Here is a 4,369-nt window from a genome sequence, read left to right on the forward strand (position 1 = left end):
CGGCGGGCACCGTCGGCCCCAGTGGTTCAGGAACGCTCGGTACGGAGGTCCAGGGGCGCGTCCGGCGCGCCGACCAGCTCCCGCAGCACCGCGCGGAAGCGGTCCACCTGCTCCGCCACCGAGCTCTCGTCGTAGAGGTTGCTGTTGTACTGGATGCCCGCGACCACGTCCCCGGCCGGGTCGAGGTTGAGCGTCCACAGCGCGCCGTTGGGCACGTCCGAGCCCACCGGCTGCGAGGTGAGCCGGCGCCGCACCTCGGTGTACTCCAGGTCCCCGATCAGCTCCCCGTCCAGCAGGAACGGGAACGGGAAGACCTGGAAGACACAGGCCGCCCGGTCGTCCTCCAGCGTCGGCAGCATCAACTCCGGTGCCTGGCCGAGGATCTGCCCGAACGGGATGTCGTGGGCGTAGGCCTCCAGGCTGGTGGTGCGGATCCGGGCGACCACCTCGGCGAAGTCGCGGGACCCGGCGAGCTCGGTGCACAGCGGGAGGAAGTTGAAGAACGGCCCGACCGTGTGGTGGAAGCGGTCCTCGCCGCGGCCCGGCGAGAAGGTCGGCACCACCACCCGGGTCGTTCCGGAGGAGCGCGCGACCATCACCGCGAACGCGCCCATCAGCACCATGAACGGCGTGCTGCGCAGCGCCCGGCCGATCTCCACCGCCCGCGCGGTCAGTTCGGCGTCGACGGTGAAGCGGTGGATGGCGGTGGACTCCGGCAGGCCGGCCGACTTCGGCCGGTCGGTGGCCACCGAGTAGATCTCGGCGCCGGCCAGCTGCTCCCGCCAGAAGGCGCGCGACTCCTCCAGCGCCGGATCCGCCGCGTACTCCCGCTGCCACGCCGAGAACTCGCGGTACGGCAGGGCCACCGGCAGCTCGGGCTGAGTGTGCCCGCGGCGCTCGGCGTAGCGGACGGCGAGATCGCGGATGATCAGCCGCACCGACCAGCCGTCGGCCGCCGTGTGGTGCACGACGAGGGCCAGGACCGCGTCCTCCTCGTCGAAGCGGAGCAGGGTGGCCTTCAGCAGCGGGAGTTCCCGCGCGCTGATGGTGCCCGACTCCACCTCGGTGATCAGGTCCTCCACCGCCCGCTCGCGCGCCGCCGGATCCGCCCCGGTCAGCTCCCGCAGCTCCAGCCGGACCGGGGTCGGCGGATGGATCTCCTGGTACCGCTCGCCCTCGCCCCGGACGATGGCCGTGCGCAGGGCCTCGTGCCGCACCACCACGTCGTCCAGGGCCAGCTGAAGCGTCGCGGCGTCGACCTTCCCGCGCAGGCGCCAGCCGTGCACGATGTGGAACCTCGGGCCGAACGGCCCCTCGTCGTCCCCGCGGTCGAAGCCGCAGAGGAATTCCTGGTTGAAGGAGAGTGGCGTCCTGCTCGCCGGTACGTTCGACTGCGGCTTTCCATCGGGGCTCATGGGGAATTCCTCTCACGGAGTCCGGGGCGAATTCGCCCCGGAACCGTAGCAACGGCCCCGCGGCCGTGGGTTCTTCGATCGTGCTGGCAATCCGGGAGATGCGCACCGGCCGGGCCGCGGGCCAGGCTGGCCGGGAAAGTCCATCCAGCTTCGGTGGAACGCCCGCCCGAACCGTAGAGGAGCTGCGCCGCAATGACGGTCGCCATGAACGCCGCAGGGTCCGGCTCGCCGCAGCCGCCCGAGCCCGGTCTGACACCCGGGGAGATCATCGCCAGGGCCGAGGCCATCGCGCCGCTCCTGGTGCCCCGGCAAGCCGAGACCGAGAAGCGCACCTACTACGCCCAGGACACCCACGAGGCGTTCGCCGGGGCCGGCTTCTACCGGATCCTCGTGCCCAAGCGCTACGGCGGCTACGAGTTCGGCATCGACACCTTCCTGCGGGTCGCGATGACGCTGGCCCGCGGCTGCCCGTCGACCGGGTGGATGTACTGCCTCGGCGCCACCCACGCCCTGCCCGCGGCCTCGCTGTTCGACGAGCGGGCGCAGGCCGAGCTCTTCGCCGGCGGCGACTTCATCTGCCCGGCCACCATCGTGCCGAACGGGAAGGCCGAGCGCGCCGAGGACGGCGGCTGGCGGATCGACGGCACCTGGAACTACTGCTCGGGCTCGCCGTACGCGACGCACTTCATGGGTCACGTCCCGGTGCCCGGCGAGGCCGGCGAACCGCCCGCGCCGATGCTCTTCGTCGCTCCGCGCGCCGAGTTCCGCCGGCTCGACGACTGGGGCGGCCAGCTGGGCCTCAAGGGCAGCGGCTCGCACAGCGTCGTGATCGAGGACGGCCGGGTCCCGGACCACCTGACGCTCCCGCGGACGCACATGAGCGAGGTCGTCGTCGACGGGGGCACGCCCGGCTACCGGCTGCACGGCAACCCGGAGTACGGCGGCGGCTCGCTCAGCTTCATGGTGCTGGAGGTGGCCTCGCTCGCCGTGGGCATGGCCCAGGGCGCGCTGGACGCCTACGAGGAGCTGATGCTCTCCCGCACGACGCTGTTCCCGCCCGTGGTCACCCGCGCCGAGGACCCGGACTACCAGTTCTGGTACGGCGAGGCGGCCGGCATGATCGCCACGGCCGAGGCGGCCGTGCTGCAGGCGATCACCCAGTGGCAGGAGCTGTGCGCCCGGGGGCCGGGCGCCTTCACCCGGGAGCACGACCTGCGCCTGGCCACCATCTGCCGCGAGGTGATCCGGCTGTGCTGGCACGCCGTGGAGGGACAGCTGTTCCCGACGGCGGGTTCGAGCGCGGTGCGGCAGGGGGAGCGGATCGAGCGGGTCTGGCGCGACCTGTCCACCCTGCACAGCCACTCCGGGATCGGGGTCTTCCTGTCCGCGGTGACCACCCGGGAGCTGGCCCGTGCCCGGTTCGGCGTCAAGTGACCCGTCAACGAGCCGAGGAGCTCCTGCCATGACCGAGACCGAGCACGCCGTCGCGCTGCCCGGGGAGCGTGCCTTCGCCGCCGCGACCGCCGTGTTCAACCTGGCCGCGCCGGTGCGCCCCGCGGCGGCGGTGACGGTCCGCACCGTCGGACAGGTCCAGTCGGCGCTGCGCCACGCCCAGCGCGCGGGCCGGTGGGTCCGGGTGCACACCACCGGGCACGCCTCCGGCTCGGCCCGCCCGATGGACGAATCCCTGCTCGTCCGCACCGAGCCCGCGGGCCCGGTCGTGATCGACCCGGTGGCCCGCACCGCCCGCGTCCCGGCGGGAACGCGCTGGGGCGCGGTGGTCGAGGCCGCCGCCGGGTACGGGCTGGCCGCGCCGCACGGCACCTCGCCCACGGTCGGCGTGGTCGGCTACCTGCTGCGCGGCGGGATCAGCTTCTACGGCCGCCGCGCCGGGCTCGCCGTGAACAGCGTCCGGGCGATCGAACTCGTCACACCGGACGGCGAGTTCCGCCGCGTCTCGGCGACCGCCGACCCCGAGCTGTTCTGGGCCCTGCGCGGGGGCGGCGGCGGACTCGGTGTCGTCACCGCGATCGAGATCGCGCTCTTCCCGGCGGCCCGGGTGGTCACCGGCGCCGCCTTCTGGCCCGCCGCGTACGGCCCCGAGCTGCTGTCCCGCTGGCTGAGCTGGACCCGGGACGCCCCGGAGGCCGTCACCACCGCGTTCCGGGTGATGAACCTGCCGGCCGTGCCGGAGATCCCGCCGGTCCTGACCGGCGGTCCGGTGGTGTGCCTGGCCGGGGTGGTGCTCAGTCCGACCGAGGACGGCCTGGCGACCGCCGAACGCCGGGCCGCCGACCTGCTCGGCCGGTTCCGGGCCGTCGCCGAGCCGGTGCTGGACACCTGGGAGACCACCACCCCGCCGGCCGTGGTCCGCACCCACATGGATCCGACCGATCCGGTGCCGGTGGTGGGGGACCACCAGTTGCTCTCCGACCTCGGCGCGGACGGCGCGGAGGCGTTCCTGCGGGTGCTCGGCGAGGGCTCGGGATCGCCACTGGTCAACGCCGAACTCCGGCAGCTCGGCGGCGCGCTCGCGGTTCCGGACCCGGACGGCGGGGCTCTGAGCCACCTCGATGCCGCCTTCGCCTTCACCGCCGGCGGCCTGGCGGTCGACCCGGCCGCGACGGCGGCGGCCCGGGCGCACTGCGCCGAGGTCCGCTCCGCCCTGACGCCCTGGGACACCGGCCGGACCGCGCCGACCCTGGTCGAGCGGCTGGAGCAGCCGCAGCGGCACCTGTCCGCGGCCGACGTCGAACGGGTGGACCGGGTGCGCCGCCGGGTGGACCCCGCCGGGTGGCTGCGCCACGACGTGCCGCCGGGGGCCTCCGCCCGCTACTGACCGCCGCCGGGCGCGCGCCGCCCGGCTGCCGCGGGTGCGCCCGCCCGGGGGCCCGCCGCCGATCCACCTGCTGTCGAAGCGCCCTCCGTCGTCCGTTCGGCGGGCGCTTCGGCGG

The 4,369-nt window shown here is 74.4% G+C and carries 3 protein-coding genes; 2 read left to right on the top strand and 1 reads right to left on the bottom strand.

The window, feature by feature from the left end; genetic code table 11:
• Window positions 1–26: 26 nt before the first annotated feature.
• Window positions 27–1,415, bottom strand: coding sequence for a condensation domain-containing protein (locus tag ACWGJO_RS41115; RefSeq protein ID WP_452190897.1), 1,389 nt, complete (start codon window positions 1,413–1,415; stop codon window positions 27–29).
• 192 nt (window positions 1,416–1,607) lie between these two features.
• On the opposite strand from ACWGJO_RS41115, the gene ACWGJO_RS41120 reads away from it, so the two are divergent.
• Both ACWGJO_RS41120 and ACWGJO_RS41125 read left to right on the top strand, forming a co-directional pair.
• Window positions 1,608–2,849, top strand: a complete 1,242-nt coding sequence (locus ACWGJO_RS41120; RefSeq protein WP_452190898.1) for an acyl-CoA dehydrogenase family protein — start codon at window positions 1,608–1,610, stop codon at window positions 2,847–2,849.
• 28 nt (window positions 2,850–2,877) lie between these two features.
• A complete protein-coding gene (locus ACWGJO_RS41125) occupies window positions 2,878–4,254 on the top strand; it encodes an FAD-binding oxidoreductase (protein WP_452190899.1) in 1,377 nt (458 codons plus the stop codon).
• The last annotated feature ends 115 nt before the right edge of the window (window positions 4,255–4,369 follow it).

This window comes from Kitasatospora sp. NPDC054795 (assembly GCF_053611565.1).